Origin of the sequence: Pseudomonas fluorescens, assembly GCF_902497875.1 — a bacterium.
GTDB classification, from domain to species: domain Bacteria; phylum Pseudomonadota; class Gammaproteobacteria; order Pseudomonadales; family Pseudomonadaceae; genus Aquipseudomonas; species Aquipseudomonas fluorescens_BR.
This window is the reverse complement of record NZ_CABVHY010000014.1, coordinates 21,459-45,135: the sequence shown is the minus strand read 5'-3', so window position 1 is coordinate 45,135 and position 23,677 is coordinate 21,459. Positions and strand designations below refer to the sequence as shown.

The 23,677-nt window shown below is 60.3% G+C and carries 20 protein-coding genes and 1 pseudogene; 10 read left to right on the top strand and 11 right to left on the bottom strand.

Annotated features, from left to right (window positions below; translation table 11 throughout):
- Positions 1 to 4: 4 nt before the first annotated feature.
- The 5 genes from F8N85_RS15685 to F8N85_RS15665 are packed head-to-tail and all read right to left on the bottom strand — an operon-like array spanning position 5 to position 4,873.
- The gene (locus F8N85_RS15685; RefSeq protein ID WP_150804473.1) at positions 5 to 1,027 is read right to left on the bottom strand and encodes a polysaccharide biosynthesis/export family protein; all 1,023 of its coding nucleotides are present in this window, start codon (positions 1,025 to 1,027) and stop codon (positions 5 to 7) included.
- Positions 1,028 to 1,049: 22 nt separating this feature from the next.
- Positions 1,050 to 1,697, bottom strand: coding sequence for a CpsD/CapB family tyrosine-protein kinase (locus F8N85_RS15680; RefSeq protein WP_150804472.1), 648 nt, complete (start codon positions 1,695 to 1,697; stop codon positions 1,050 to 1,052).
- A gap of 1 nt (position 1,698) precedes the next feature.
- A complete protein-coding gene (locus F8N85_RS15675) occupies positions 1,699 to 2,445 on the bottom strand; it encodes a sugar transferase (RefSeq protein WP_150804471.1) in 747 nt (248 codons plus the stop codon).
- Positions 2,442 to 3,524, bottom strand: coding sequence for an NAD-dependent epimerase (locus F8N85_RS15670; RefSeq protein WP_150804470.1), 1,083 nt, complete (start codon positions 3,522 to 3,524; stop codon positions 2,442 to 2,444). Before F8N85_RS15670 ends, F8N85_RS15675 begins: the two co-directional genes overlap by 4 nt.
- Positions 3,521 to 4,873: a UDP-glucose dehydrogenase family protein gene (locus tag F8N85_RS15665; RefSeq protein WP_150804469.1), complete on the bottom strand. Its 1,353-nt coding sequence runs from the start codon at positions 4,871 to 4,873 to the stop codon at positions 3,521 to 3,523. The genes F8N85_RS15670 and F8N85_RS15665 overlap by 4 nt, the downstream gene beginning before the upstream one ends.
- Positions 4,874 to 5,382: 509 nt before the next feature.
- On the opposite strand from F8N85_RS15665, the gene F8N85_RS15660 reads away from it, so the two are divergent.
- Positions 5,383 to 7,080 (top strand): sulfatase-like hydrolase/transferase, encoded by a 1,698-nt coding sequence (locus F8N85_RS15660; protein WP_150804468.1) that lies wholly within the window; start codon positions 5,383 to 5,385, stop codon positions 7,078 to 7,080.
- Between the two features lie 926 nt (positions 7,081 to 8,006).
- On the opposite strand, the gene F8N85_RS15655 is transcribed toward F8N85_RS15660, so the two are convergent.
- Positions 8,007 to 9,908 carry an acyltransferase family protein gene (locus F8N85_RS15655; protein ID WP_150804467.1) on the bottom strand — a complete coding sequence of 634 codons (1,902 nt, stop codon included), beginning with the start codon at positions 9,906 to 9,908 and terminating at the stop codon, positions 8,007 to 8,009.
- 242 nt (positions 9,909 to 10,150) lie between these two features.
- On the opposite strand from F8N85_RS15655, the gene F8N85_RS15650 reads away from it, so the two are divergent.
- The 5 genes from F8N85_RS15650 (at position 10,151) to F8N85_RS15630 (ending at position 14,834) form a co-directional block, all read left to right on the top strand.
- Positions 10,151 to 10,348 (top strand): hypothetical protein, encoded by a 198-nt coding sequence (locus F8N85_RS15650; protein WP_150804591.1) that lies wholly within the window; start codon positions 10,151 to 10,153, stop codon positions 10,346 to 10,348.
- Positions 10,338 to 10,511 (top strand): hypothetical protein, encoded by a 174-nt coding sequence (locus tag F8N85_RS15645; RefSeq protein WP_191636193.1) that lies wholly within the window; start codon positions 10,338 to 10,340, stop codon positions 10,509 to 10,511. Before F8N85_RS15650 ends, F8N85_RS15645 begins: the two co-directional genes overlap by 11 nt.
- A 97-nt stretch (positions 10,512 to 10,608) precedes the next feature.
- Positions 10,609 to 11,277, top strand: coding sequence for an ABC transporter ATP-binding protein (locus F8N85_RS15640; RefSeq protein WP_150804465.1), 669 nt, complete (start codon positions 10,609 to 10,611; stop codon positions 11,275 to 11,277).
- Position 11,278: 1 nt separating this feature from the next.
- On the top strand, positions 11,279 to 13,759 hold the full coding sequence (locus F8N85_RS15635; protein WP_150804464.1) for an ABC transporter permease: 2,481 nt from the start codon (positions 11,279 to 11,281) through the stop codon (positions 13,757 to 13,759).
- A complete protein-coding gene (locus tag F8N85_RS15630; protein WP_150804463.1) occupies positions 13,749 to 14,834 on the top strand; it encodes a lipocalin-like domain-containing protein in 1,086 nt (361 codons plus the stop codon). The genes F8N85_RS15635 and F8N85_RS15630 overlap by 11 nt, the downstream gene beginning before the upstream one ends.
- Positions 14,835 to 15,029: 195 nt before the next feature.
- On the opposite strand, the gene F8N85_RS15625 is transcribed toward F8N85_RS15630, so the two are convergent.
- The 3 genes from F8N85_RS15625 to F8N85_RS15615 form a co-directional block, all read right to left on the bottom strand.
- On the bottom strand, positions 15,030 to 16,421 hold the full coding sequence (locus F8N85_RS15625) for a VOC family protein (protein ID WP_150804462.1): 1,392 nt from the start codon (positions 16,419 to 16,421) through the stop codon (positions 15,030 to 15,032).
- Between the two features lie 319 nt (positions 16,422 to 16,740).
- Entirely contained in the window at positions 16,741 to 17,658 is a 918-nt protein-coding gene (locus tag F8N85_RS15620; RefSeq protein ID WP_224795693.1) for an alpha/beta fold hydrolase, read from the bottom strand.
- Positions 17,659 to 17,686: 28 nt separating this feature from the next.
- On the bottom strand, positions 17,687 to 19,138 hold the full coding sequence (locus tag F8N85_RS15615) for a flavin-containing monooxygenase (protein ID WP_150804461.1): 1,452 nt from the start codon (positions 19,136 to 19,138) through the stop codon (positions 17,687 to 17,689).
- 183 nt (positions 19,139 to 19,321) lie between these two features.
- Here F8N85_RS15615 and F8N85_RS15610 point away from each other — a divergent pair, with 183 nt between their 5' ends.
- Both F8N85_RS15610 and cobF read left to right on the top strand, forming a co-directional pair.
- Positions 19,322 to 19,909, top strand: coding sequence for a histidine phosphatase family protein (locus F8N85_RS15610; protein WP_150804460.1), 588 nt, complete (start codon positions 19,322 to 19,324; stop codon positions 19,907 to 19,909).
- The gene (cobF, locus tag F8N85_RS15605; RefSeq protein WP_150804459.1) at positions 19,906 to 20,667 is read left to right on the top strand and encodes a precorrin-6A synthase (deacetylating); all 762 of its coding nucleotides are present in this window, start codon (positions 19,906 to 19,908) and stop codon (positions 20,665 to 20,667) included. The genes F8N85_RS15610 and cobF overlap by 4 nt, the downstream gene beginning before the upstream one ends.
- Before the next feature lie 115 nt (positions 20,668 to 20,782).
- Here cobF and F8N85_RS35765 read toward each other — a convergent pair.
- A pseudogene (locus F8N85_RS35765) lies at positions 20,783 to 20,965 on the bottom strand (hypothetical protein); the annotation flags it as partial.
- Between the two features lie 245 nt (positions 20,966 to 21,210).
- Positions 21,211 to 21,864, bottom strand: a complete 654-nt coding sequence (locus tag F8N85_RS15595; RefSeq protein WP_150804458.1) for a type 1 glutamine amidotransferase — start codon at positions 21,862 to 21,864, stop codon at positions 21,211 to 21,213.
- A gap of 164 nt (positions 21,865 to 22,028) precedes the next feature.
- On the opposite strand from F8N85_RS15595, the gene F8N85_RS15590 reads away from it, so the two are divergent.
- Both F8N85_RS15590 and F8N85_RS15585 read left to right on the top strand, forming a co-directional pair.
- Positions 22,029 to 22,808, top strand: coding sequence for an ABC transporter substrate-binding protein (locus F8N85_RS15590; RefSeq protein ID WP_150804457.1), 780 nt, complete (start codon positions 22,029 to 22,031; stop codon positions 22,806 to 22,808).
- A gap of 146 nt (positions 22,809 to 22,954) precedes the next feature.
- Positions 22,955 to 23,671, top strand: coding sequence for an alpha/beta hydrolase (locus F8N85_RS15585; protein WP_150804456.1), 717 nt, complete (start codon positions 22,955 to 22,957; stop codon positions 23,669 to 23,671).
- The last annotated feature ends 6 nt before the right edge of the window (positions 23,672 to 23,677 follow it).

The following is a 23,677-nucleotide window of genomic DNA, read 5'->3' as shown; positions in this document are numbered from 1 at the left end:
GGGGTTAGTCGTTGCCGCTGTCTTTGTTATCGACGCGATAGGCGAAGCTGAAGCCGAAACCCTGGAACAGCACCACGTCAGCCAGTTGCCGGGCGAGTTCGCCGGCGTTGGCCAGTTTGGTCTTGGGTACGTAGAGCATGTCGTCGGCCTGCAGGTAGGCGAACTGCGAAGCATCGCCCGCCAGCGCTTTGTCGACGTCGTAGCGGTGTGCGTGGACCACGTTGCCAGTGCGGCGCATGACGACCACCGAACCCAGTTCCGCCTTGACGTTCGTACCCCGTGCCAGGGTCAATGCCTCGAGAATCGAGACCGGCCGGCGGATAGGGTAGGCACCGGGTTGCCCGACTTCACCGAGTACAAATATCTCGTTGCCCTTGGTCGACTTGAGCATCACATCGACCGTCATCCGCCCTGGCAACTTTGCGTAACGCGAGTTGAGGAAGGTTTCCAGCTGGTTGATGGTCATCCCTTGCAACGGCACCGAGCCGATTTCCGGAAAGCTCGCATGGCCGTCGTTGCCCACGATGATCTCCCGGCTCATCCCGGTGCCCGGGTGGTTCAGGTCGCTCCTGAGACTCTGCTCGGTGCTCTGCGGGCTAGTGACCTGCACGCTGAGCTGATTGCGATTGGGCTGGAACAGGGCTTTTTGCTGGTAGACCCGCTGGATCTCCTGGCGTGCCTGTTCGGTGGTCAGGCCGGCGATTTTCACCGAGGTGTTGGCGCTGGGCAGTTCGATGGTGCCGTCAGGCAGCACCTTCTGGGTGCCGTTGAGTTGGGTGGCAGCGGTGAAGTTCAGTGCGACCTGGTCACCGGGCTGCACGCGATAAGCGTCCGAACCGCTGGTGCTGATGTGGAAGATCACATCGAGCACGTCCTGTGGCCGTAACGTCTGCTCGACCTGGAGCACCTCGGTGGCCTGGGCATCGGCCGGTGCGGCGGTGAGTATCTGCACCGGCGTGTTCTGGGTTTCATTGCTGGAGCAACCTGCAAGAGGCAGCAACAGCAGGGGAAGCCATTTAGCTTTCATGTCGTCATCCTTTGGCTGCTGCTCAGAGGTTGTTGTAGAGCCACTTGGGCATGTAGTACTTGCGTCGGTTGAAGACCGCGCCAACCAGTTTCGCGCCGGCCTGGGTCAGGCGCTGGCTGGCGGCTTGCGCCACTTCCCAGCGGGTGTCCTCGGAGCGCACCACCAGCACCACACCGTCCACCAGCGTACTGATGACCAGGGTGTCGGCGGCCGAATACACTGCGTCGCCATCGAGGACCACGAAGCGATATCGCGCACCGAGCTGCTTGAGCAGGGGGCGCAGTTGCTCCGGATTCAGGTGATCGGCGCCGCGGATGTACCGGCCGTTGGGCAGGATGTGGAACGGCAGGCTCGAGATGTGCACGATGCAATCCTGCAGCAGCGGCGGGTTGTCCTGGTTGAACAGCAGGTCGCGAAAGCCGCGCTCCTTCTGTAAACCCAGCTGCGTGCTGAGATTGGATGTGGTCTGACTCGCGTCCACCAACAGCACCTGGCCGCTACTCATCTGCGCCAGTTGACTGGCCAGCGCCAGGGCGCTGGTGCTGGTGCCGCTGCCGGTGCTGGCAGCGGTCATGAGGAGGATCCGTAGATCCTGATCGAGCACGGTCGAGGTCAGGTTAGTCTCGCTCGGGTTCGCGATGGTCAAGCTTTTTTTGGTTGAACCGTCCATCTCAACTTGCTCCGTGGCCGCTGAATACTTTGAAGGGGGTTTTCAACAGGATCTTCAAATCAAGCATGAGGCTCTGTTCTGCGATGTAACTCAGGTCCAGTTCCACACGTTGGTCGAAGTCGATATTGCTACGCCCGGAGATCTGCCAGAGGCCAGTCATGCCGGGGTAGATGCTTAGCCGCGCCAAGTGGTTGTCCTTGTAGCGGTAGGCATTGAATGAAGTAGGACGCGGACCCACCAGGCGCATGTCGCCGGTGATCACATTGATCAGATTGGGTAACTCGTCCAGGCTGCTGCGTCGCAACCAACGACCGATGCTGGTGACCCGTGGGTCCTGGTCGATTTTGAAGTCGATGGCATCGGCACCATGTTTGTTCAGGTGGCGCACCGACTCTTTGAGTTCTTCGGCGTTGGCCACCATGGTGCGGAACTTGTACATACCGAATACACGTCCGCGATAACCGGTGCGCTTCTGCACGAACATCACCGGGCCGGGGCTGGTCAGCTTGACGATCAAGGCCAGTGTCAGCAGCAGGGGCGAGAGCAGTACCAGCAGCACCAGGGCACCCAGGCCGGCCAGCAGTCGATTGGTCCGCGACAGGGTCCACGGCCGACCGCCGTCACGACCAGTGATCCAGCACCGACCCTGCATATGAATCGCAGCGTCGAGGCGCATGCGATGATTGGGGTCCATGCGTTTGTCTCGCCTTAACTCCGCGAGCGGCACATCTTTTTGCTGACCGGTCATAGACTTCTCCGCTGCTGCACAGGAACTGCCAGTGACGAAGTCCCACTGTCGAGCGGCGCTTCAATTACAGGCATTGGGTAGTAATCACGGAACCAGGAAACGAAGCGCGCGAGCCCTTCGTCCAGTTCGATCCGGGGATGGAAACCGGTGTCTCGCTCCAGTTGCGAAACATCGGCACAGGTGTTGAGCACGTCGCCCGGTTGCAGGGGCAGCAGCTCGACCTCAGCCTTGATGCCCAGATGTTTCTCCAGGAGGGCGAGGTAATCCTTGAGTTCGACCGGACGCTGGCCGCCGATGTTGTAGAGCTGCCATGGGGCCATACTGGTGGCCGGATCCGGATGTTCACGGTCCCAGTTCGACGAGGCCTGCGGCGCACGCTCGATCAGCCGGGTCAGGCTCTCGATGATGTCGTCGATGTAGGTGAAGTCGCGCTGGTGCTGGCCATGGTTGAACAGCTTCAGCGGGCGCCGCGAGACGATCGCCTGGGCAAACTGGATCGGCGACATGTCCGGGCGACCCCAAGGGCCATATACGGTGAAGAAGCGCAGGCCGGTGCACGGGATGCCGAACAGGTGGCTGTAGCTGTGCGCCATCAGCTCATTGGCTTTCTTGGTTGCGGCATACAGCGAAAGCGGATGGTTGACGCCGTCCTGCACCGAATAGGGAGTGTGCTGATTGGCCCCGTAGACCGAACTGGACGAGGCGTAAATCAGGTGCTGTACCGGGTGATGGCGGCAGCCTTCGAGGATATTCAAGAACCCGTTCAGGTTGCTGTCGACATAGGCCCGCGGATTGTCCAGCGAATAGCGCACTCCGGCCTGAGCGGCGAGGTGGATAACCACCTCCGGTTGTTCGCGGGCAAACAGTTCGGCGATGGCCTGGTTGTCGGCCAGGTCCAGGCGAAACAGCGGGAAGTCGCCCGCTTGTTCCTGTACCCAACGCACCCGGGCTTCCTTCAAAGCCGGGTCGTAGTAGTCGTTGAAATTGTCCAGCCCAAACACCTGGTGTCCGTCACGCAGCAAGCGCAGGACGCAGTGGGCTCCAATAAAACCAGCGGCGCCGGTCACCAGGATTTTCATTCGTTCGCTCCTTCTGGAGCAATGTTGCGCAGGCCGATACCACGATAGTGCAGCCCCGCGGCGGCAAGCGTTTCCGGGTTGTAGAGGTTGCGGCCGTCGATGATCACCCGCGAGCGCAATTTACTGGCCAGCAGTTCGAGGTCGACCACCCGAAAGTTTTTCCACTCGGTGCAGATCACCAGCGCATCGGCATCTTCCAGGGTGTCGTCACGGGTGGCGCACAGTTGCAAATCGTTGCGGTAACCGTAGATCCGCCGGCATTCGGCCATGGCTTCCGGATCGAATGCACGAACGGTTGCGCCTGCGTGCCATAGCGCTTCCATCAGGTAGCGGCTTGGGGCTTCACGCATGTCGTCGGTGTTCGGTTTGAAGGCCAGCCCCCAGATGGCAATCGACTTGCCGGCCAGGCCCTGGGGGAAATACGGCTGGAGTTTGCCGAAGAGAATATGCCGCTGGGTATCATTCACATCGCACACGCTGCGCAGCAGGCGCAACGGCATGTCGTTCTGCTCGGCGGTATGCAGCAAGGCACGCAGGTCCTTGGGAAAGCACGAACCACCAAAGCCGCAGCCGGGATAAATGAAGTGATAACCGATGCGTGGGTCCGAACCAATGCCTCTACGGACCGCCTCGATGTCGGCACCCAGATGTTCAGTCAGGTTGGCCAGTTCGTTCATGAAGCTGATGCGGGTCGCCAGCATGGCGTTGGCGGCGTACTTGGTCAGCTCGGCGCTGCGGTTATCCATGAACATCAATTTTTCACGGTTGCGGCCGAATGGCGCGTAGAGCTCGGCCAGCTGGCCGCGGGCGACCTCGTCACTGGTCCCGACGATGATCCGGTCAGGGCGCATGCAATCGGCGAGCGCGCTGCCTTCCTTGAGAAATTCGGGGTTGGAGACCACCCGTACGTTCAGCTGGCCCTTGCCTCTGAGCTGCAATTCTTCGAGGGCGCAGGCGGCGACTTTGTCAGCGGTTCCCACCGGAACCGTGGATTTGATGATCAGGGTGCGATCGGCTTCCATGCAGCGGGCGATTTCCCGGGTAACCGTCAGCACATGGCTGAGATCGGCCGAGCCGTCTTCATCGGCCGGAGTCCCGACGGCGATGAAGATCAATTCGGCGTGGGCGACGGCATCACTGGCCTGGGTACTGAAGAGCAACCGGCCTTCCTTGATGTTGTCTTCCAGCATCCCGGAAAGCCCAGGTTCACTAATCGGTGGAACAGCCTGTTGCAACTGCTTGATTTTCTTCAGATCGACGTCGACACACAAAACCCGGTGACCGACGTCTGCCAGTGCGGCTGCTTGAATCAGGCCAACGTAGCCCGTACCGAATACGCTCACGTCCATATTGGCGCGCCTCGCAAAGTGCGGTGGATGTAACTGGGATGAGACTGATGAAGTGGGTATAGACCAGCCTTGAAAAAACGTGTCAACGAAATGGCATGTTCTTCGTGCCTAGCAATTCGTGGCTTTTTAGGCGTTTTGCCATCAGACGCTTTGTGGCCAAGGCTTTGGACGAATTTGTACTTTAAAAAAGCCTGTCAAACTAAGCGACGAACGGTCCTACGGCTTGATCTGCTTGGCTCTCAGCGATGAAGGTGTGTCAGATTTGAGTCACCTTTTTTTTGACGCGTTCACGGATGAAACAGCGGGTTGCGCTTTGATGGTGCGCTGCTAATGTCTCAGTGAAGTTACTGATGTCGATGAGTGAGGCGAATCGTAGTCGTCAATTAATTGACTTGGTATTTTGGGGTGGTAAGGACGATCGGGAGTTACCCTTTTACGTCCCTTTCTGTGTATTAACGGATGTTTACACTGGGCGGCGGAGCTGAAACGCCATTCAAAAAGAGGGATTTATGGCGAGTTATTTAAAGGAACTGCTGATCGTTCTGTACTTGCTGAAAAACTATGATTATTACCTTGAACGCATTGGGGCGATGGGCTTCGGTTTGCCGGTGCTGTTGTTTGCCGGAATGTTCATCGCCTTGGTCTTCGCCCTGTTATTGACCGCCAATATTCGCCACACATTGGTGCGTCATATGTTCGCGCTGGCGTTTTTCATCTCGGCGGTATTTTTCGACATCTTCACCAAGGTCACCGCCGATTACCTGACCTATAACAGTTTCATCTCGCTGGTCTATTCGGGCGGGTTCATTCTGGAAGCGGCGTATCAATACCGTTGGGTCATTCTCGGCTCGCTGGCCAGCGGGCTGTTGCTGCTGCTGGGCATCGGACTCAAGCCGCGTCGGCGCCTGGCGCTGCCCGGTTACGTTCTGATGGCGGCACCGCTGTTCGGGGTGCTGCTGCTTTCGGTTGTGTTGTTCCTGCGCGCGGGCGAGGGCGCCAGAGGCTTGCCGATCATGTACACGCCGCTGGCGTACCTGAACCTGTTCGCCTACGAGGCCGCGCGGGACACCGTCGGCCCCCGTGAGGCGGTAAACCTGACGCGACAGTCGCAGGCTGTCGGCCACGATATCGTGCTGATCATCGATGAAAGCATCTCCGGCAATTACCTGGATATCAACGCTCCCTTCGGCGTGCACAGCAACCTGAAGGAGCCCCGTCCGGGAGTGGACATCTACAACTATGGCTATGCCGCGTCCATCACCAACTGCAGCGCCGATACCAACGTCACGTTGCGCTACGGTGGTACGCGCGGTGACTACATGCGCATCAACTCGACCCTGCCGTCGATCTGGCAGTACGCCAGGCAGGCAGGGCTGCGCACGGTGTACATCGATGCCCAGCGTACCGGCGGCTTCCTGCAGAACCGGATGACCGAGCTTGAACGCAAGGACATCGACGAGTTCGTCCAGTTCGACCAGACCAGCGTGCGCGACCGCGATATGGCGGCTGCGCAGAAACTGATCGAGCTGCTCAACGACGGCCAGCCGCAGTTGGTGGTCATCAACAAGGTCGGCGCGCACTTCCCGGTCCATGACAAATACCCGGATGATTTCATGGCCTACCGTCCGGTGTTGTCACGCGGGCAGTATGTCGAAGTCGCCGACACCGGCTCGCGTGACGGCTTCAGCGGGCAGACCGATGACTGGATGCTGTACCGCAATGCCTACAAGAACACCTTGCTGTGGACCGTCGGCGAGTTTTTCTCGCGAGTCTTCGCCAAGGCGGACCTGAGCAATGCGGTGCTGATCTACACCTCCGACCATGGCCAGGACCTGCACGAACGTGGCAACCCGGGCCTCAATACCCATTGCGGCGGTGACCCGGTGGAGGAGGAGGGCCTGGTGCCGCTGGTAGTGATCCAGGGCAGCAACCTGCACACCCTCGACTGGAAGAGCGCGCTGGCGAGGAATAAAGATCGCTCCAGCCACTACAACATCTTTCCCACCTTGCTGCAGTTGATGGGCTACGACCTGGCGGCAATCGAACCGGTCTATGGCAAGTCACTGAGCGAGCCGACCGAGGACGACTTTACCTTCAACATCCGCTTCAATGCGCGTCTGGGGGCGAAACCGGCCTGGAAACATATCGACCTCAAGGACATCGTCACGCCGGAGCAGGCGCAGACGGGCCTTGCGGCGGGAGGGTAGGGGGATACGCGGTCGGCGTAGGAGCTGCCGCAGGCTGCGATCTTTTGATCTTTTGATCTTTTGATCTTCGGCTACGCCGCGAATGTCGCTCAGCCACGTCGCGCAGTCGATCCCAAAGCCCTGCAATCTGTTTCTTTCAGATGTACCGAATTGACTGATTTACGTTTGCTGCGCCCGAGCGCGGACCGGCCGACGGGAGCAAGCTCCCTCGCCACAGGTTTTGCGTTCGACAGCTCTTTCGTTGTTGATCTTTCCATTTGATTTAAAGAAAGCTCCTATCCAGCCTCTCGAACCTTCTCGACATCATTTCCCAGCAATTGGTCAGTGTCGATGATGGTCAGTGGCCGCTGGAGTACCAATACGACCTGGAGGACCGACTGATTACCGAGCAGCAAAGCGGGGCCGCCTGCACTACCGCTACGCCCTCTGTGGCCGGCTTGCCCAACTGTGCCTGCCGGACCCCCGGCTGCCAGGCCGCCTTCACGCCCTGAGCCTTCCCGCTAACATGGCTTTGCTTGTTGCCCACCAGTGTCAGGGACGTCTTATTGCTTCGCTTGTTCGCGTTCGCTTGGCTTGGCTTGGCTTGGCTTGGCTTGGCTTTTGATCTTGATCTTGATCTTGATCTTGATCTACCCGCCCCTTCGGCAGGCCGAGTGGAGGTGTTCATCAGGGGGGTGGCGCGTAGCGCCGTCAGCGCAGCTGACTCCGCCGCATTGCGGCGCCCCCTGATGGACACCGGAGCGAGGGAACACCGAGCCTAAGCGAGGTGCCGAACGCCGGGGCGAAGCCTTTTGCTTACTTTTTGGCGTCTGAAAAAGTGAGTCGCTGTAAAAGCGAAACCCTAAGTGGCCGTTACCGCAGAAATGGATATGTACACCGACCCTCAAGAGCCAGGCCGGCTACCAGGCCGCCTTCGCACCCCAGAGTCAGGATCTCGCCGCAGGATCGCGCAACAACGAGTAGCCTTTATCCAATAGCGTGCGGCCGATGAAGCGCGATCCCGTCTCGTTCAAGTGCCCGTTATCCAGGTACAACAGATTGCCCTCGATGATCGGGCTGCAGAGTTTTTCCGGGCAAATCACCTGGTTGGGATCGATGAAGCGCACCTGCGGGAATTTCTCGCGCAATTGCGCCCAGTAAAGTGGATTGGCAATCTGGGTGGTCGAGCACTCGCGCTCGCGACCGAACATTAACCGGCGGATAGGGCAGGTGGCTGCGTCTTTAATGTAATGATTGCTGAGGATAACGATGACCTGACCGCTGTTTTCCACCACGCGCTTGAGGCTCGCTTCGACGATGCCTTCTGCCGCTTCATCCTTGGGCCAACTCCCCGCCAATACCACATAAGGGTATTTATTCTGCTCGATCAGGTTAAACACCCGTTCGTTGCGTATCGCACAATGGGCGGCATACACCGCTGGCATCCCCCAGCTATAACCGAGAATCGGTGGGCAGGAGTCCAGGGTGTAATCCATGAGCGTGATGCCATCGGGCCGGGCCAGGATGTCCACCATGCCGGTAAAGTGATTGGCAAACGAATCGCCGATCATGATGCCGTCGAGCCGCTCTTTCGTTGCTCCCAGACGGCATTCGGCATTGGGGTCGGTACGGTACAGCGCATTGGCTACATGGCAACCGCTGCGAACCTCACTGGGTTTGTTCAGGGTCATCGCCTCAAGCGTCGAAACTTCCGGGCTGAAGCGTTTCGGGAACCCATCCCACTGCTGGCTCAACCCGGCCAACAAGGCCAATGCCAGGGCCGGCAGGGCAAAGCGCCGGGTAAACACCTGCGAAAAGCGCAAAGGCGCGCCGGAGCGGCGAAAGGGCACTTCGACAAAACGCCACGACAACCAGGCCATGACTACCGAGCCCAGCACCACCAGCAGCGCCACCGGCAGATCGATGCGGATATCCAGATAGTTCAGGTAGGCAATCAGCGGCCAGTGAACCAGATAGAGCGAATAGGAGATCAAGCCGATAAACACCATCGGCCGGCTGGTCAGTAAAGGTAAACGAACGTCGCCACTGCCGGCCAGGATCAGCAAGGCGGCCCCCAGGCACGGTACCAGGGCATTGATTCCGGGAAAGGGCGCGCCTTCGCTCAAGGCAAAGAGCGCAACCCCGATCAGCAGCGAGCCCACCAAGGCATAACCATAGGCTGCCAGCTTGCCGATGACGCGTGGCTGGTGCAGGTAAATGCCCAGCAGCCCGCCCAGCATCAGTTCGAAAAATCGCATGGGCAGCAGGTAGTAGGAGGCGGTGGCAAACACCCCGGTCGCGTATTCTGACAGGCCGATGGCGGCCACCACTCCCACGACCAGTACGGGCAACATATAGCGTGGCGCCCAGCGATACAGCAGCACGATGAACAACGGCCAGATTACGTAGAACTGTTCTTCAATGCCCAGCGACCAGGTATGCAACAAGGGGGCTTCACTGGCATCCCCGGCGAAGTAATTGCCGTACTTCATCCAGATGTAGATGTTCGAGACGCCGAGCAATGAAAACAGTGCGCTGGCGTTGAGTCGCGTCAGGTCGGCCGGGGAAAGGATGAAGGCTCCGGCGATCACAGTGGCCAGGAGCACCGCCACCAGGGCGGGAACAATGCGGTTGATGCGCCGCTGATAAAAGCCTTTCAGCGAGAAGGCGTTGCGTTTTACCTCGGAAAAAACCTGTGAGGTGATCAGGAACCCGGAAATGACGAAGAAGATATCGACGCCAATGAAGCCACCCGGCAACAGGCTGTTGTTCAGGTGATTGACGAAGACTGCAATCACCGCCACTGCTCGTAGCCCGTCGATATCGGAACGGTACTTGTTTTGAGCCATGTGCCTGATCATCCCTGGAACTCGCGTCATTCCTCGACGTCCGGATCATGACAATCAAAGTCACGACACCGGACCCCCACATCTCGTCTCACCACCTTGTCATTTGTAGCTGGAAAATGTCCGTAAGCAATCAAAGGGCAGAAATAAAACTGTGTACATGCCGCACAGGCTTAACGTAGAGGTCAAGAAAATCTAACGCGAGAGCGGGCTTGCCCGCGATGAACGATAACGCGGTGGGCCTGATGCACCGCGCCGTCCGCTTCGCGAGCAAGCTCGCTCCTACAAGAGCGGCGCAATACCTGTGGGAGCCGGGCTTGCCCGCGATGAACGATAACGCGGTGGGCCTGATGTACCGCAGCGCCTGCATCGCGAGCAAGCCCGGCTCCCACAAGATCGATGCAGGACCTGTGGGAGCCGGGCTTGCCCGCGATGAACGATAACGCGGTGGGCCTGATGTACCGCAGCGCCTGCATCGCGAGCAAGCCCGCTCCCACAAGATCGATGCAGGACCTGTGGGAGCCGGGCTTGCCTGCGATGAACGATGACGAGGTGGGTCTGAAAGAACGCATCGCCTGTGTCGCGAGCAAGCCCGCTCCCACATGATCGGTGCACAACCTGTGGGAACCGGAATGCCGCAGCGCCGCTTCGCTCGGCCACAACCGCTATCCTTGGCTTCAGCTTCGGTCAATCGAGTGTTCCCATGCTTCAGGTGCAAGGCGTGTTCAAGAGTTATTCGACCCCGCAAGGCCCGCTGGCGGTACTGCAGGGCGTCGACTTGCAGCTGCAACAGGGCAGCAGCCTGGCGCTGATGGGCGAGTCGGGCAGTGGCAAGAGCACCTTGCTGCACCTGGTCGCCGGGCTGGACAAGGTGGATGGCGGGACCATCCGCATTGGCGAGCACTCGCTGGAGCGGATGAGCGAAGCGCAGCTGGCCAACTGGCGGCGTACCGAGGTGGGCCTGGTGTTCCAGCAATTCAACCTGATCAGCAGCCTGCGGGTCGAAGACAACCTGGCCTTTCAGGCACGCCTGGCCGGGCGCCTTGATCCCGTCTGGCAAGCGCAGTTGATCGAGCGGTTGGGGCTGGGGGACTTGCTCGAGCGTTATCCCGAACAACTCTCTGGCGGCCAGCAGCAACGGGTGGCGCTGGGACGTGCGCTGGCGTCGCGTCCCGGTTTGCTGCTGGCCGATGAACCCACCGGCAGCCTCGATGAAAGCACCAGCGATCAAGTGCTGCAGTTGCTTTTGGAGCTGCTCGTCGACAGCCCCACCAGCCTGCTGATGGTTACCCACAGCCCGCGGGTCGCGGCCCGTCTGGCACAAAGAGTGGTGCTGCATAACGGGCGTCTGGTCGACGCAGGCGGGGGCTGAGGTGCGGGTTTTTCAGGGCACGATGCGGGCCTTGCTCAGCCATTGGCGGCAGCATCCGGTGCAGTTCTTCAGTGTGCTGACCGGGCTCTGGCTGGCCACCAGCCTGTTGACCGGGGTGCAAGCGCTGAACAGCCAGGCGCGGGAAAGCTATGCGCGGGCCAGCCAGTTGATTGGCGGCGAACCCCAGGCCAGTCTCGCGGCACCGAATGGCGGGGCCTTCTCCCAAGCCTTGTTCATCAGCCTGCGGCGTGCCGGTTGGCCGGTGTCGCCGCTGCTGCAAGCGCGGCTGTCGCTCAAGGGCCGGGAAGATCATCGCCTGCAATTGATCGGCATCGAACCGTTATCGCTTCCAGCCGGGTCGGCAGTGGCCGGACAGGCGCTGGAGCTGGCGCGGATGGTCGACTTCATCAGCCCGCCCGGCAATACCTGGATCGCCCCGCAAACCTTGCAGGCCCTGGGGTATCGCGAGGGCGACCAACCCTTTACGGTGAGTGGCCAGCGCCTGCCGCCGCTGCACAGCCAGGTCGACATGGCACCGGGTGTGTTGCTGGTGGATATCGGCTTCGCGCAACAGTTGCTGGGGATGCCAGACCAGCTTTCGCGGCTGTTACTGCCCAAGGATTTCGCGGCGTCGCAGCCGCGGTTGCCTGAAGCGTTTGCCGAGCAATTAGTGCTCAAACGCAGCGGTGAAGAAAACAACCTGTCGCGCCTGACCGAAAGCTTTCATCTGAACCTCGATGCCTTGGGTTTTCTGTCGTTCGTGGTCGGCCTGTTTATCGTGCATGCCGCCATCGGCCTAGCCCTGGAGCAACGCCGTGGTCTGCTGAGAACCCTGCGAGCCTGCGGGGTCAGTGCACGCATGTTGATCTTCAGCCTGAGCGTTGAGCTGGGTGGTCTGGCCTTGCTGGGCGGGATTGCCGGGGTGGTCAGTGGGTATTGGCTGGCCGCTGTGTTGTTGCCGGACGTCGCCGCCAGCCTGCGTGGGCTGTACGGGGCCGAGGTGGCGGGGCGGTTGAGCCTCGGCCCGCTCTGGTGGCTCAGTGGAGTGGGGTTGAGTCTGCTGGGCGCCTTGCTGGCTGGCGCCAACAGCCTGTTGCGTGCGGCACGCCTGCCGCTGCTCGCGCTGGCCAACCCGCAAGCCTGGCACCAGGCTCATGCCCGCTGGTTGCGGCGCCAGGGTTGGGAGGCGGCAATTGCCGCCGCGGTGGGGCTGTTGGCCTGGTTGCTGGGGGACAGTCTGGCCAGTGGGTTTGTGCTGATGGCCGGCCTGTTGCTGGCAGCGGCACTGAGTTTGCCCGTGCTGCTCGATGGGCTGTTGAACCTGCTGCTCAGGCGCAATCGCTCGGTGTTGGGGCAGTGGTTTATTGCCGATTGCCGCCAGCAATTACCGGCCTTGAGTCTGGCGTTGATGGCGCTATTGCTGGCACTGGCCGCCAATATCGGTGCTGGCAGCATGACCGCCGGCTTTCGGCAGACCTTCGGCGACTGGCTCGAACAACGCCTGACTGCCGAGTTGTATATCAATCCAACCAGTGCGACTCAGTCTCGTGAGCTTCAAGTGTGGTTAAAGGAACAACCGCTGGTCTCTGCGCTATTGCCCAGCTGGCAGCTGTCGATCCAGCTGCAAGGCTGGCCAGCCGAGGTGTACGGCATCATCGATCACCCGAGCTATCGCCAGCACTGGCCGTTGCTGCAGGCGCAGGGGGACGATCCCTGGGAGCGCTTGGTCGACGAAGACACGCTGATGCTTAGCGAACAACTGGCCCGTCGCCTGAAGGTGCGGTTGGGCGATCAACTGGTGATTCCCACGCCGCAAGGTCAGTGGTCGCCACGCATCGTCGGGATCTATGCCGACTACGGCAATCCGAAGGGCCATTTACTGGTCAATGTCGGGCACCTGCAACGTTACTGGCCGCAGCTGGCGCCGAGTCGTTTCAACCTGCGCGTCGACCCCGCGTCCGTGACGCCGCTGGTGCAAGCCCTGCAAGCGCGCTTTACCCTGGACGACAATCGCATCGTCGATCAGGCGCAACTCAAGGGTTGGTCCACTCAAGTGTTCGAACGCACTTTTACCGCCACCGCGGCGCTCAACAGCCTGACCCTGGGGGTGGCGGGTGTCGCGTTGTTCATCAGCCTGCTGACCCAGAGCCAGAGTCGTCTCGGGCAACTGGCGCCGTTATGGGCACTGGGGGTAACCCGGCGCCAACTGATGCTGCTCAATCTGGGGCAGACCTGGCTGTTGGCGGTGCTGACCTTGCTGCTGGCGTTGCCGCTGGGAATGGTGCTGGCGTGGTGCCTGAACTCGGTGATCAATGTCCAGGCTTTTGGCTGGCGCCTGCCGTTGCGGATCTTCCCGCTGCAACTGCTGCAGTTGACCGCTCTGGCGTTGTTGGCGACTTTGCTGGCGTCGGCCTGGCCATTGTTCAAACTCTACCGCAGCCGGCCGGCCGATCTGCTCAGGACCTTTGCCCATGAAGATTAAGCGGCTGCGGTCTGGCGTCTTGTTGTTACTGCTGTGGCAACTGAGTGGTTGCGATGACTCGCCGAAAAATCCCGAAAGTTTTGCCGGGCTGGGCAGCGAGGCCGCTGAGTTCACCCCGGTGGTTCCCGGCAAAACCTTAAGCTTTCCCGCCGATCACGGGCCTCACGAGGGCTTTCGCATCGAGTGGTGGTACATCACCGCCAACCTCAAGGACGCTCAGGGCCGCAGTTTTGGGGTGCAATGGACTTTGTTTCGCAACGCATTGAAAGCCGGGCCCGAGCAACCCGGCTGGGGCAGCCAGACCGTCTGGCTGGGCCATGCCGCGGTGACCTCGGCCACTCGGCACTACGCGGCTGAACGTTACGCCCGCGGCGGAGTAGGGCAGGCCGGAGTCACTGGCGCACCGTTCAGCGCCTGGATTGATGACTGGAGTTTCAGCAGCCAGTCAAACCCTGCAAACCCTTTGGCCGATATGCAGCTGCACGCCCGCGGGCAGGGCTTCAGCTATCAACTACGCCTGACCTCCAGCAAACCTCTGGTGCTGCAAGGCGAGCAGGGTTACAGCCAGAAATCCGAACACGGCCAGGCATCGTATTACTACAGCCAGCCGTTTTTTCAGGCGCAGGGCAGCCTTGAGATCGATGGCCAGAGCTATCAGGTCAGCGGTCCGGCCTGGCTCGATCGTGAGTGGAGCAGCCAGCCATTGACCGCCGATCAAACCGGCTGGGACTGGTTTTCCCTGCACCTGGATAACGCCGAGCAGGTGATGCTGTTTCGGGTACGCGAAAAGGATGGCAGCGCGTACCTGACCGGGACCTGGATCGCTGCCGATGGTCGCACCGAGCTGCTGTCCAGGGACGACATCAGTCTCACGCCGCTGGATTCCACTGCGGTGGCGGGGCGCCAGATGCCGACTCGCTGGTCGATCAAGATTCCCGGCAAAGGCCTCGACATCACCGCGCAGGCGCTCAATCCCCAGGCCTGGATGGCGCTGCGGATTGCTTATTGGGAAGGCCCGGTGCAGTTGAGTGGCAGTCATACCGGCAGCGGCTATCTGGAAATGACCGGGTATTGAACCGATGGAAACGTTTCCGGATGTTCACACTGGTGAGTTCAGACTGGAAATATTGTGTCCGGATTTATCAGATTCTGAGCGGGGACTTATTGTGTACGTTCAATTAAAATACCCGCGTTCGCCCAGTGTATTGGTTCTTTACCGGTGCATGGATTGCCAGGCCAGCGCGCTGGGCGAACTCTCTTTCGGCAACCCTCACGCCAATGGCGGCAGATCGAGTGTGGCGCAGCACTCCAGGATCGAGCGCCGTTGAGTCTCGGCATACAGCGCCAGTTCGTTGATGGTCGAGCGGCCCAGGGCCTTTTCGAATTCCTGCTGGTTCGACTGGCTGGCGTAGTGGCTTTGCGCGTCGTCACCCAGGTTGGACTGGAAGATGCCCGCCGCACTGACCGGCAAGAAGTCCTCGTAGACCAGTGGCTCGAAGCGAATATAGTTTCGGCTGAGCAACCCCTCCAACGTCTCTGAAACCGACAGATCGCCACTCGCGGCGAGACCCTGTTCGGTGACGAAATAGCGGAAGTAGGCCAGTCCTTGTTCGCGCATGCCGGCCCAGGAGTCCGGGAATTCAACGAAGTGGGCTTGCAGCAGTGCGTTGTAGCGCTGGGCATTTTCTTCGTTGGGGAAATCCTTCAACTCATCGCGAGCGGCATTCAGCAAGCGGTCGTACAACGCCCGACCCACGGGGGTCAGGGCAGCGCCGCGTTGTTCGATTTCGCCGAAGCGGGCACTGTGGCTAGCGCTGCTCTGACCGGGGAAGGCGATGGGTTCTTCAAGGGCCTTGAAGCTGGTCTGGCGCAGCAGGATCGGGCACTCACGGCGCGGCGGGCCTTCGATCACGGCTTTGGGGGTAATGCCATGCTCGGGCATTTGCGCCTGGACCCGGTCGATGTCGAGGGTGCGTGGGGTCAGGTGATTGATGTGCGGCCCTTTGAAGGCCACCACATCGGCAACCAACCGGTGCTGCGCGCTCAACTGCCGATACTGCTCGGCCGTGACGGTTGCGCTGTGGTGCCAGCGAAAGGTCTCCAGCGCCTGCTCGATGAATGCCTTGGCGTCTTGTTCGTCAAGCCCGCCCTGGTTTTCGGCTTTGTCGATCAAAGCCAGCGCGGCCGGAGTGAAGATCGAGCGTCTGGCCAGGACCGACTGGGCAAACTCGCGCAGCTCGGGGTTTTCGATCAGTTCCAGGCGCAGTAATGAAGTGAACACCCGGAACGGACTGACCTGCAGCGCAGCTTCATGCACCGCGCGGAACGCGGTGGAGTGTACCGGCACCCCGGCGGGTGTCAGGTCGTAATAGCCGACCGGCTGCATGCCCATCACCGCAAACAAGCGGCTGATGGTCGCCAGTTCCTCGGCGGTGCCGATACGGATCGCGCCATGGCGCTCAAGGTCCAGACGTTGGACTTCCCCGGTGTTGCGCAGCTGTTGCGCAACGCGGCTGTCGTCGCGCAGCACCTGGGCGTTGGTCTGCGCCACCAGCTCCATCAGCGCGCCATACAGCGGCACCTCTTCGCGGTACATGTCTGACATCGCCCGCGAAAAGCGTTGGCGAATCAGGTCAGGGCTGACGAAGCTCTGGATGCTCATAGAGATAATTCCCGAACAATGAATATCGTGGGTTCAACGGTGGTTTTTCGTTGCCCGATTCTGTTCGGGGCAGGGGATGCTGACAAACGAAGTTTCTTCCGAACTTCATTCTGCAAATGACTGCTCGTGTGAAACCGGCATTTGATGTCGAGCACAAGACCTGTGGCGAGGGGGCTTGCCCCCGCTGGGCAGCGAAGCGGCCCTAAAGTCGGTAACCGCATTGTGTCAGGTAGAACTCATCAGCCGGTTTCACGACTGCTACGCAGCCGAACGGGGGCAAGCCCCCTCGCCACAAATGTCCGCCACATGAAAGAAGGCCTCAGGCCTGCCCTTGCAAAAACTCTCGATACAGCTGCGCAGTCCTGGCCGGGCGTTCGACCATTGGCATATGGCCGATGCCATCCCACAGCTCCAGGTGAATCCGGGCAATACCCTCGGCCCAGACTTGCGCGCTGCTGACGTGAAGCAGCCGATCCTGGCGCCCCCACAACAGCAGGGTGGGGGCCTGGATATCTGCCAACCGGGCCTCGAGCGGTTCACTGCCATGGAAGTCCTGGAAGATCTCCGCCAGTTCGTCGCACCTGCGTTGATAACGTTCGGCCAGGGCCGCCAGCACCCTATCGGGAACCCAGGGTGGCGAAGCCATGGTCATGGCGTAGAACTGATCGAAGTCGGCGCGTGAATGGATCAGAAACGGGTTGTTACCCTGGGCGAGCAGGCGCTCCATGTCACTGGGCAGCGGCGAGGCGACACCCGCCGGGTCGATCAGCGCCAGCGATGCAACCCGCTCGGGGTAAGTCGCTGCGAGCCAGGCAGCGATGTAGCCGCCCATGGAATTACCGATCACATGGACTTTCTCGACCGCGCAGGCATCCAGCAGCTGGATCAATCGTTGGGCCTGGGAGGGAATGTCGTAACTGCCGCGTGGCCGAAAGCCGGTTTCACCGTGGCCCGCCAGGTCGGGGATGATGACCCGGTAATCATCGACCAGGTGCCGGGCAAAACGCAGCCAGACGGTTTTGTCGGCGCTATAGCCATGGAGCATCAACAGTGTCGGCGCCTTGGGCGGACCTCCCCGATAGGTGACTAGCGTCATTTCGGCGATCGGCACCGGCACTTTTCGCAGACGATAGAGGCGCGCCTCCAGTGCCATGCTCAGGTCATACAGCAGCTGGCCGAGACGCGGCCAGGTCCACCAACTGAAAATGATGAAGGCCGCGGCAAGTACCAGGATCATTCACATGGAGCGCTATCCCCAGGCGTGTTCAGGACAGGATGTGATCGGCAGGCTTGAGCGTTCGCGTCAGCCGACGGTAGGTGAAACTGAACCCCGGAAAAATCGCGATGACGTGACCGCTCCTGCTCTGATACCAACTGTGGCAGCCACCGGATTTCCACACGGTTCTTTCCATCTCGCGATGAATCATTTGGGTGTAGGCGTTTTCGGCGTCCTTGCGCACTTCGATGGTCCGCAGGCCTTGTTGCTGCAGGGTGCGGATGCAACTGAGGATGTAGTTCATCTGCGATTCGATAATGAACAGCGCCGAGGTGTGGCCAATGCCGGTGTTGGGGCCGGTGACGATGAACAGGTTGGGAAACTCCGGAATGCTGGTGCCCAGGTAAGCGCGCGGGTACTGCTGCCAGACATCCCTGAGCAGGGTGCCGCCCTTGCCCTGGACCGGGTAGGAAATCACTCCGTCGGTAGCGTCATAGCCGGTCGACCAGACAATCAAGTCCAGCTCGATATGCTGATTGTCATGGGTGAGGATCCCGCTTTCGTCGATCGCCGCGATGCCTTGCTCGCGGCTGTGCAACGTCACGTTGGCGCGGCACAGCGCCGGATACAGGGTGCTCGATAGCAGCACCCGCTTGCAGCCGAGGGTGTAGTCGGGCGTCAACTTGCGGCGCAGCTCGGCATCGCTCACCTGACGCTTGAGCAACCGCAAGGCCTGCAGCTGCACCAGGTGGATCGCCGGTCTCGAGTACTTGAAGGCAATCACCCGCGTCTCGAGCTGCCAGTAGATCAGCCAGCGCAACAGCGTGTAAGCCGGTTTGATCCCCAGCAACCAGCGCTCGAAGCGGCTGAAGGTGCGGTCCGGCCGTGGCAGTACCCAGTGCGGTGTGCGCTGGAACACATGCAAGTGCTCAACCTGCGGAGCGATGGCCGGGATGATCTGAGCCGCACTGGCACCGCTGCCGATCACGGCGACCCGTTTGTTGCGGTAGTCGAATTGATGATCCCACTGGTTGCTGTGAAAGCTCCTGCCCTTGAAACGCTCCTGGCCTTCGACGTGCGGAATCACCGGCTGGCTCAGCGGGCCCGAGGCGTTGATGATGAACTGTGAGTAAAAACTCCCTCTCGAAGTCTGCACGGCCCAGCGTTGGACGGCATCGTCCCATTGCACCCGTTCGACGTTGGCCTCCAGCTCGACTTTGTCGCGCAGCGCGTAGTGCTCCACCACCTGCTGGGTGTAGCGGTGCAGCTCGTCCTGCTCGGCGAACATCCGGGTCCACGGATAAGAAGCGAATGACAGCGAATACAGCGGTGACGGCACATCGACCGCCGCGCCCGGGTAGGTGTTCTGGCACCAGGTGCCGCCGAAAAAGTCGCGCCGCTCCAGCATACGGAAGTCGCTGATGCCTTCCTTGAGCAAATTGACCGCCGCGCATTGGCCACCAAAACCGCTGCCGATGATCAGTACCTGATAGGTGTGCATGCGCGCCCTCTCGTGTTTTTACCCGGACGATCACTGACATCGCGTTTCGCCCACTGTCATTTATAGTCAAGCATTCGCCAGAGGACCCGCGAGGGAGGCGGGGCTTGAGTTTGGCGAACCCTCTGAAGCTTTCCTCCAAACATGGTACAAATCCAGCGATTGCCATCACCTGAGCGATTCACCGTGCAAGCCACCCGCTTGACCCTGATCTGTCATGCCCGTACCGCCGCCTGGAAGCTGGCGCGTTTTGCCCTCGATGAGCCGCTCGAAATGGATTGGCAAGCGGCGCGAGGCTCGCGCGCCGGCGCCTTCAAGCGCCCGCCGCAACTGCTCTGTGCTCCGGAAGCCAGGGCCAGGCAAACCGCCGAACTGTTCGGGGGGCAGATGCAGATCGTGCCCGCGCTGGCGGATTGCGCCATGGGCCGTTGGCAGGGCCTGCCCATCGATGATCTGCAAAAACATGAGCCCGAGGCACTTCAAGCCTGGTTGACCGACAGCAGTTGCGCGCCCCACGGCGGCGAGTCGGTCGAACAACTCTGCGCGCGGGTGGCCGAATGGCTGGAGACGTTGCGCAGTACGCCGGGGCATTTCCTGGCGATCACTCACCCGTTCGTTATTCGTGCAGCGATCATGCACGTCATGCAGTGCCCGTCCGCGGCCTTCAATGTGATCGATGTCGAGCCGTTGTCGAGCACCGAATTGCGCTTCAACGGACGTTGGCGCCTGCGCTTGCAGGAATACCGCTCAGACACGGAGATGATGACCCCATGAAGAAAATCCTGATCATCGGCATCGGCGCCGGTAACCCCGAATACATCACCCTGCAGGCGGTCAACGCGCTGAATCGGGTCGATGTTTTTTTTATCATGGACAAAGGCCGCAGCAAGGACAAACTCACCGACCTGCGGCATGACATCTGCGAGCGCTATATCACCGGGCGCGACTACCGTTTTGTCGAGGCCCACAGCCCCGAGCGTGTGCGTGGCGAGGTGGACTACACCGCGAGCGTGCAAGAGCTGAACCGCGACAAGCAGCAGACCTTCGAGCGGCTGATCAGCGATGAAATGGCCGACGACGAATGCGCGGCGTTTCTGGTGTGGGGCGACCCGGCGTTGTACGACAGCACCATCCGTATTCTCCAGGCGATCCTTGCAGGCGGGCGCTGCAGTTTCGAGTTCGAAGTCATTCCCGGTATCACCAGCGTCCAGGCGCTGGCGGCACAGCATAAAGTGCCATTGAACAGCATCGGCCGATCGGTCGAGATCACCACCGGGCGCAGGCTCGCGGCGGGGCTGGTCAGCGATGCTGACAGCCTGGTGGTGATGCTCGATGCCGAGGATTCCTATCAGCGGGTGGCTGACCAGGACCTGGATATCTACTGGGGAGCTTACCTGGGCACACCCGATGAAATCCTGATCGCCGGCAAGCTCAAGGACGTGGCCGACGAGATCGAACGGGTGCGTAAAGCGGCGCGGCTGGCCAATGGCTGGATCATGGATACCTATTTGTTGCGCAAGCGTGGTGAGTGAGCACTGAGCAGAAAACCATGTTGTCTGTCCTGGCCTCATCGTCGGAACGCCGCCCGGAGCAAGCCCGCTCCCACAGTGGATCTATGTCGTTCACATCTTACTGGTTCGACGAGATTTAAAGTGGGAGCGAGCCTGCTCGCGATTGGCCCTCAAACACCGCGCATTTCCCAGCCTTGACCCCACCCCCAAACCGTTCGCGATACACCGACGGCGGCAAACCGACCACCGTACGAAACGCCACACGAAAACTTTCCACCGAGCGGTAGCCACACAACTGGACGATGTGGTCGGTGGTTTCCAGTTGACCGGCGCAGTCGAACGGCCGGTGAGTGCGGTGGTGAGTTGTGATTGTTGAGGATACAGCCCTGATGTGAACCTGCAGTCTAGCGATCATTTGTGGCGAGGGGGCTTGCCCCCGCTCGGCTGCGCAGCAGTCGTAAAACCGGCTGATGCGTTCTGTCTGAACAACCGCGATTGCCGATTTTAGGGCCGCTTCGCGACCCAGCGGGGGCAAGCCCCCTCGCCACAGGGTTGTGCCTGACATCAAGCCCGGGTGGAAGCCGCCCACCACTCATCCAGTGTCCCCAGCAGCCAGTCAAAGACTTGCCCATGGGCGACGCTGTCATCCTGATCCCGGAGCAGGGGGGATTCCTCGGCAAAGTGCGCATTGAGTTGTGCCACTGACTCAGCGTTCCACTCCGGATGAAACTGCAAACCCAACCGCGTCGGGCCGACAGAGTACATCTGCTGTTCGCACCGGGCACTGCTGGCCAGTAACCGCGCATCTGGCGGCAGATCGATCGCATCCTCATGCCATTCCAGCACCTGCAGCGATATGCCATCGGCAAAGGTCACCTCGGTCCAGCCGGTCTCGGTCTCGGCCATACGCCGCACATTCCCGCCCAGGGCCCGCGCCAGCAATTGCGCACCCAGGCAGATGGCGAATACCGGCGCGTCTTCAGCCAGGCTTGCTGCCAACCAGCGACGTTCTTCAGCCAGCCAGTGCGGCCCGGCACCGGACTCGTACGGTCCACCCAGAATGATCACTGGCATGCTGCCGATGGGCGGCAGTTGGCCAAGGTCAGCGCGAAAGACCTTAAGGCTCACCCCCCGGGCCTTGGCCCAGAGAGCGATGGCGCCCGGTCCTTCGGCAGGATGGTGCTGGATCAGGTTCAGCGAAGTCGGATTGTTCGACACTGCGATTCCTCTGTATCAGTCTCTGACATGGTCGTGATTTTTTTATAACTAAATGTCGCATCGACACAATTGGCTACTGTTGCGCCTCTCTAGACTGCCGGTCACTTCGATTTCTGCCAATCGAATTATCTGCCAAACAAGAATCTGCGCATCAGGAGCTACAGATGAAGAAGTTAGCAATGTTCGGTGCCCTGGCACTGTCCGTATTGTCCCTGTCCGCCGTGGCCGACGATGCCAAACCGATCCGCATCGGCATAGAAGCGGGCTACCCGCCATTTTCGATGAAAACGCCCGACGGTAAGCTCACCGGTTTCGACGTGGACATCGGCGATGCGCTGTGTGAACAGATGAAAGCCAAATGCACCTGGGTCGAGCAAGAGTTCGATGGCCTGATCCCGGCGCTCAAGGTCAAGAAAATCGACGCGATCCTGTCGTCCATGACCATCACCGACGACCGCAAGAAGAACGTCGATTTCACCATCAAGTATTACCACACCCCGGCGCGCTTCGTGATGAAGGCCGGCACCGATATCAAGGATCCGCTGACCGAACTCAAGGGCAAGAAAGTCGGCGTGCTGCGCGCCAGTACCCACGACCGCTTTGCCACCGAAGTGCTGCAGCCGGCCGGTGTCACGCTGGTGCGCTATGGCTCCCAGCAGGAAGCCAACCTGGACATGGTCTCCGGTCGTCTCGATGCGCTGCTGGCCGACGCGGTCAACCTCGATGACGGTTTCCTGAAAACCGACGCGGGTAAAGGCTTCGCTTTCGTTGGCCCGGAATCCAACGATCCGAAATACTTCGGCGGCGGTGCCGGCATCGCCGTGCGCAAAGGCGATAAAGAGCTGGCGGAGAAATTCAACACCGCCATCACCGAAATCCGCGCCAACGGCAAATACAAACAAGTGCAAGACAAGTACTTCAAGTTCGACGTGTACGGCGAGTAATCGCGGGCAAAGCCCGTAGCAGCCTTCGGCAGCTGCTACGGACCGCGTAAAAGTTTAACTGACTGGCATTAGGGCAAGAACCTTCGTGATCCAGCTTCACAGTGCTAGGCTCTGGCGCGAACCCGCTGTGCAGTAAAGGAAGGACTATGTTGAAGTTTTTGGCCATGGCGCTGTTGTTGGTGTCCACCGCCGCACACCCGCAAACCGCGCTGCAAAGCGATCTGCCGCTGCAGTATCTGGAGCAGGTCACCCCTGATTCACGCAACCAGCCGCTGGTGATTGTGCTGCATGGTTATGGCAGCAACGAGGAGGATCTGTTCGGCATCAAGGATGAGCTACCAGCCGGGTATACCGTAGTTTCGGTACGGGCGCCGCAGGCGTTGGATGCGGACAGTTATCAGTGGTTTCACAAGAAAGGCGAGGGCGCTTACGACGGCGAGACCAATGACCTGAGCAGCAGCGCCAGGCTGCTCGTCGACTTCATCGCCCAGGCCACCACGAAGTATCACACTCAAAGCGACAAGGTTTTTCTGGTGGGTTTCAGCCAGGGGGCAATGATGTCCTACGAGGTGGGCCTGCGCCATCCGCAGTTGGTGCGCGGGATCGCGGCGTTGAGTGGCCGGGTTTTACCCGTGTTGCAGTCTCAGCTCAAACCCGACAAAAGCCTCGAATCCCTGGCGATTTTCATCGGTCACGGCACGGCCGATCGGCTACTTCCCTATAGCGACGGCAGCGATGCCGACAGCCTGCTGAAAAGCCTCTCCCTGAAGCCTGAGTTCCATGCCTATCCGGGAATGGGTCACAGCATTAACGCTACTGAAATGCAGGACCTGAACAACTGGTTGCAGCGCATCAATCAATAAAGCGCT

Bases quoted from the DNA above. Each gene is read 5' to 3' on its own strand.
- F8N85_RS15590 (WP_150804457.1), top strand. From the start codon at position 22,029: ATGAAGAAGTTAGCAATGTTCGGTGCCCTGGCACTGTCCGTATTGTCC.
- F8N85_RS15670 (WP_150804470.1), bottom strand. From the start codon at position 3,524: ATGAAAATCCTGGTGACCGGCGCCGCTGGTTTTATTGGAGCCCACTGC.
- F8N85_RS15615 (WP_150804461.1), bottom strand. From the start codon at position 19,138: ATGCACACCTATCAGGTACTGATCATCGGCAGCGGTTTTGGTGGCCAA.
- F8N85_RS15645 (WP_191636193.1), top strand. From the start codon at position 10,338: ATGAACGATAACGCGGTGGGCCTGATGTACCGCAGCGCCTGCATCGCG.
- F8N85_RS15675 (WP_150804471.1), bottom strand. From the start codon at position 2,445: ATGACCGGTCAGCAAAAAGATGTGCCGCTCGCGGAGTTAAGGCGAGAC.
- F8N85_RS15640 (WP_150804465.1), top strand. From the start codon at position 10,609: ATGCTTCAGGTGCAAGGCGTGTTCAAGAGTTATTCGACCCCGCAAGGC.
- F8N85_RS15620 (WP_224795693.1), bottom strand. From the start codon at position 17,658: ATGATCCTGGTACTTGCCGCGGCCTTCATCATTTTCAGTTGGTGGACC.
- F8N85_RS15655 (WP_150804467.1), bottom strand. From the start codon at position 9,908: ATGGCTCAAAACAAGTACCGTTCCGATATCGACGGGCTACGAGCAGTG.
- F8N85_RS15650 (WP_150804591.1), top strand. From the start codon at position 10,151: ATGCACCGCGCCGTCCGCTTCGCGAGCAAGCTCGCTCCTACAAGAGCG.
- cobF (WP_150804459.1), top strand. From the start codon at position 19,906: ATGAAGAAAATCCTGATCATCGGCATCGGCGCCGGTAACCCCGAATAC.
- F8N85_RS15660 (WP_150804468.1), top strand. From the start codon at position 5,383: ATGGCGAGTTATTTAAAGGAACTGCTGATCGTTCTGTACTTGCTGAAA.
- F8N85_RS15585 (WP_150804456.1), top strand. From the start codon at position 22,955: ATGTTGAAGTTTTTGGCCATGGCGCTGTTGTTGGTGTCCACCGCCGCA.
- F8N85_RS15680 (WP_150804472.1), bottom strand. From the start codon at position 1,697: ATGGACGGTTCAACCAAAAAAAGCTTGACCATCGCGAACCCGAGCGAG.
- F8N85_RS15665 (WP_150804469.1), bottom strand. From the start codon at position 4,873: ATGGACGTGAGCGTATTCGGTACGGGCTACGTTGGCCTGATTCAAGCA.
- F8N85_RS15685 (WP_150804473.1), bottom strand. From the start codon at position 1,027: ATGAAAGCTAAATGGCTTCCCCTGCTGTTGCTGCCTCTTGCAGGTTGC.
- F8N85_RS15625 (WP_150804462.1), bottom strand. From the start codon at position 16,421: ATGAGCATCCAGAGCTTCGTCAGCCCTGACCTGATTCGCCAACGCTTT.
- F8N85_RS15630 (WP_150804463.1), top strand. From the start codon at position 13,749: ATGAAGATTAAGCGGCTGCGGTCTGGCGTCTTGTTGTTACTGCTGTGG.